The sequence below is a fragment of the Candidatus Obscuribacterales bacterium genome (assembly GCA_036703605.1).
In the GTDB taxonomy this organism is placed as follows: Bacteria; Cyanobacteriota; Cyanobacteriia; order RECH01; family RECH01; genus RECH01.
On sequence record DATNRH010000467.1, the window covers coordinates 1 to 3,849 of the forward strand.

A 3,849-nucleotide genomic window follows, 5' to 3' on the forward strand; every position below is an offset into this window, starting at 1 on the left:
CCCTCCCAGCTTGCCGTGGCTAGCCCTGCTACGTTGAATTGGGATGAACCCTTGGTCAGTCCGCGATTGCGGCCTAGTTCTGGAGGGCAAATGTACATGCAGCGGCGGGCGGCCCTGCGGGCCGGGCAAACCTACACGCGCCTGCCGGTGGATAGCTTTCAGAGTGATTGGCAAGGGGCGACGCTCCAGCCCACCTATGAGGAATGGGTAGACTTGCTGCATCAAGAGGCTCAGTCGATGGCCCGGGGGCAAGGCAGCAATCGTCTGACGGTGATGGTGGGCGATTCGCTCAGTCTTTGGTATCCCACGGAGCAATTATCAAGCGATCGCTTTTGGCTGAACCAAGGTATTTCTGGAGATACATCGGCGGGCGTTTTGCAGCGGCTGTCGGCGTTTGATCAAGCTCGTCCCGATCGCGTCCATGTGATGGTGGGCATTAACGATCTACGACGGGGGGTGTCGGATGAGGAGCTGTTGGGCAATATTCATCAGATCATGCAACGCTTGCGGCAGCAGCATCCCGATGCGGAGGTGGTGGTTCATTCCATCTTGCCCACCCGGCTGCCTGCGCTCCCCAGCGATCGCATTCAGGGCTTGAATCAACAGATCGCCCGCTTAGCTCAGGCAGAACAGGTAAGCTATCTCGATCTCCAGGTCTATTTTACGGATGCGGCAGGAGTACTCCACCGTGATTTGACCACGGATGGCATTCATCTAAGTCAGCGGGGATATGCGGTGTGGCGCTTGGCGCTGCAGCAGTTTAACTTGGCTTAGGGTTGGAGATATAAAGAGGGGTAAGGGTTGAGGGCAAAGAGGCGATCGCTTGCTGAGGAATGCTAAACTATTATACAAAGTATAATTCAGCTCGGCAGTATGGATATTCAACTGAAAAAGTGGGGGAATAGCTTAGGCTTACGCATTCCCCATCGGTTGGCGGAGAGCTTTGGATGGGATGAAAACTCGACAGTGGAGATGTTGGAAGTAGATGGGGCGTTGGTGATCCGCAAGAAGGCGATCGCTACCTCTTTGGACGAGTTATTGGCCAGTATTCCTGACGATTTTTGCTACCCCACGGATGTGAACGACTTTGTGAACAGTGGGCCAGAGGGGCAGGAATTGCTCTAGAAAAGGAGATCAGGATGCAGTTGCGCCGAGGTGAGGTGATTCGCGTCAATTTGAATCCCACCCAGGGGAGAGAGCAAATGGGAGATGCTCGCCCCTGCTTAGTGTTGAGCCAGATGTCTTTTAACGCGGCTAGGGGTGGCCTCGTGATTGTGTCACCCATTACCAGTACGGTTAGACCTGAAATTAAGACGCTAATTCCTATTCCTGAAGGGTTTCGGGTGAGCGGGTCGGTGATTGCCGAGCAGATCCGCACAATCGATGTGAGCCAGCGCTGGTGGCGCAGTATGGATGAGCGTTTGCCCTCGGCAGTGGTTGATCAGGTTGCGGCAACGCTGAATCTCATCATTGGCAGCTAGGCGGGGGGCAGTAGGAAAATTAGGTGAATAGATATCCCTATCGTTCCTACGCTCTGCGTGGGAATGCCCCGGTGGCGCTCTGCGCCCGGCCCTCAATGGTCGCAGGAGCGATCGAGACAGGTGTCAACACCGGAGCGTGGGCACCATAAGATTCCAAACGGCGGCTTCTAAACCTTTCTATCCTGCGGCTTGCTCATCCGTACCTAAATCTTTGCCTAGGGTGCCACTAGCCGCAGTCAAAATGTTCAGCACTAGAAGGGCAAACTGACGTCCTGACTGTTCGTTATCCAGCACTTCCAGTGAGAGCTTTTCATGGTCGATCATGGTGTCGAGCACCGTATCAACCACCCGTTTTGGAAACAGACCGTGCATCACCTGGTCTGGGGTGTGGTTGTTGACCTGGGCCATCACGTCATCTTGGCGGCTGATGCGCTGGGCAATGGTGTTGAGGAACTGCACCTGGTCGTCGTCGCTGACCTCTGCGCCAAATAGATCGTTCAACGCCTGAATAATCTCTGAGAGGCTCTGTTTATCAGGATCATGGGCTTTGCCAGTGCCGATCGCACTCCCCGGTGTCAACGAATACTCTCCTGGATTTTCGGATAACCGTAGCTGCTGTTCTTTGCGTTTGGTGAGGCGATAGTGAGTCAGCGCTAGCTCTGAGATATCGATGTCTTCTTGGTCGAGGCGATCGCGCCTGAGCAACGGATACAGGTGCTTAGCATAGACGCAGAGTTGCTCTAGCTCTGGGTCTTCGTAATCAACAATTTGCGACAGAAACTCATAGAGGCGCACGAAGCTCTGGAGGTTCTTTTTAAATAAATCGAGCTGGTCAATTTGTTCGCCAGTGGCTTTGAGTTCGTGCTCAGCTTGTTTGCGGGCCGCATCGTTGTTGTGGAGCGTGGCGGCGCGTTTTTGCTCTAGGGCTTGCCGTTGGGCGGCTTCTGCTTGGTGGTAGCGATGCTTAAACCGCTCGACAGCGGGCTGGCAATGATAGGTGAGTTTGGCATGGGCGGCCTTGGGGTTAAAAAAGGCCAACGCGAAGGCTTCCACCTCATGCCAGTGGTATATGCCTTCCTCATCCAGCTTGCCCTGCAGGTCGTAGATGATCTGTGGATCCGAAATATCGGCCAGTTTGGCTTTGGTGTAGTAGGGCAAAAAGGCGTCAAGGATGTCTTGGGGCTCGTTGAAAAAGTCGAGGATGAAGGTGGCTTTGCCAGGAAAGGTGCGATTGAGGCGCGACAAGGTTTGCACACAGTCCACACCGTGCAGTTTCTTGTCCACATACATAGCGCAAAGCTTGGGCTGATCGAAGCCGGTCTGGTATTTGTTGGCGGCGATCATAATATTGAAATCGGCGGTGTCAAAGGCTTTGGCTAGGTCGCGTCCGTTCAGCCCAGCATTGAGTAGGTGGCTGGTTTCGGTTACCTCTTCGGGAATGACGGCATCGGGGGGCACGCTGCCGGAAAAAGCCACCAGGGGATGGACATCGGGATAGCCTTGGTCTTGGACGTAGGCTTTGAGCGCGAGCTGGTAGCGCACGGCCTCTTGACGGCTGCCTGTGACCACCATGGCCTTGCCCTGACCGTTGAGCAGGTGGCGCACGTGCTCTCGGAAGTGTTCAACAATCACCTCTACTTTTTGGCTGATGTTGTAGGGGTGTAGGCGCACCCAGCGAGCCAGCTTGGTGCGGGCTTTTTTAGAATCAACCTCCTCGTCTTCGCCATTAGGGTGGGCGATTTTCCAGGCGGTGGCGTAGGTGGTGTAGTTCAGCAGCACATCGAGAATAAAGCCTTCTTCGATCGCTTGCCGCATGGAATAGACATGGAAGGGTTCGGGCTTATTGTCCTCTTGATTGTCCGGGAGGTCTGGCTGGGGTCTGCGACCAAACAGCTCTAGGGTTTTGGATTTAGGAGTTGCGGTAAAGGCGTAGTAGCTGATGCGGTCATTGGGGCGGCGGGCCTGCACGGCGGCGGCGAGCAGTTCTTCGGCGCTGATGTCGTCTTGATCAGAAGGGTGCTCCTCTGGAGTGGCTGCGCCAACACTACCCAGAATAGCCTTGAGTTTGCTAGCGGCAGAGCCTGTCTGGGAGGAGTGGGCTTCATCGGCGATCACCGCATAGCGATCGCTTGCCAGACCTGGGTATTGATCCAACGCATCGAACAGGGCCGGAAAGGTTTGGATGGTGACGATAATGATGCGGGTTTTGGCGGCTAGGGCCTGGGCGAGCTGTTCAGATTTGCTCTGGCTGCTGCCGTCGCGGGTAATGGGCACGACGACGCCTTGAGCGTGCTCAAACTGATAGATAGTGGCCTGCAGTTGGCTGTCGAGGACGGTGCGATCGGTGACAACAATCACCGAGCTAAAC

General features: G+C 55.1%; 4 protein-coding genes. 3 read left to right on the plus strand and 1 reads right to left on the minus strand.

The window, feature by feature from the left end; translation table 11 throughout:
* The 3 genes from V6D20_09950 to V6D20_09960 form a co-directional block, all read left to right on the plus strand.
* The coding region (locus V6D20_09950; GenBank protein ID HEY9816102.1) for a GDSL-type esterase/lipase family protein at positions 1 to 774 on the plus strand (774 nt) is incomplete at its 5' end.
* A gap of 99 nt (positions 775 to 873) precedes the next feature.
* Entirely contained in the window at positions 874 to 1,125 is a 252-nt protein-coding gene (locus V6D20_09955) for an AbrB/MazE/SpoVT family DNA-binding domain-containing protein (protein HEY9816103.1), read from the plus strand.
* Positions 1,126 to 1,139: 14 nt separating this feature from the next.
* Positions 1,140 to 1,481 carry a type II toxin-antitoxin system PemK/MazF family toxin gene (locus V6D20_09960; protein ID HEY9816104.1) on the plus strand — a complete coding sequence of 114 codons (342 nt, stop codon included), beginning with the start codon at positions 1,140 to 1,142 and terminating at the stop codon, positions 1,479 to 1,481.
* 177 nt (positions 1,482 to 1,658) lie between these two features.
* Here V6D20_09960 and V6D20_09965 read toward each other — a convergent pair.
* A partial coding sequence (locus tag V6D20_09965; GenBank protein HEY9816105.1) for a hypothetical protein occupies positions 1,659 to 3,849 on the minus strand: 2,191 nt, incomplete at its 5' end.

What these genes read in the sequence shown, in the direction of transcription:
- V6D20_09960 (HEY9816104.1), top strand. Translation starts at nt 1,140, where the DNA reads ATGCAGTTGCGCCGAGGTGAGGTGATTCGCGTCAATTTGAATCCCACC.
- V6D20_09955 (HEY9816103.1), top strand. Translation starts at nt 874, where the DNA reads ATGGATATTCAACTGAAAAAGTGGGGGAATAGCTTAGGCTTACGCATT.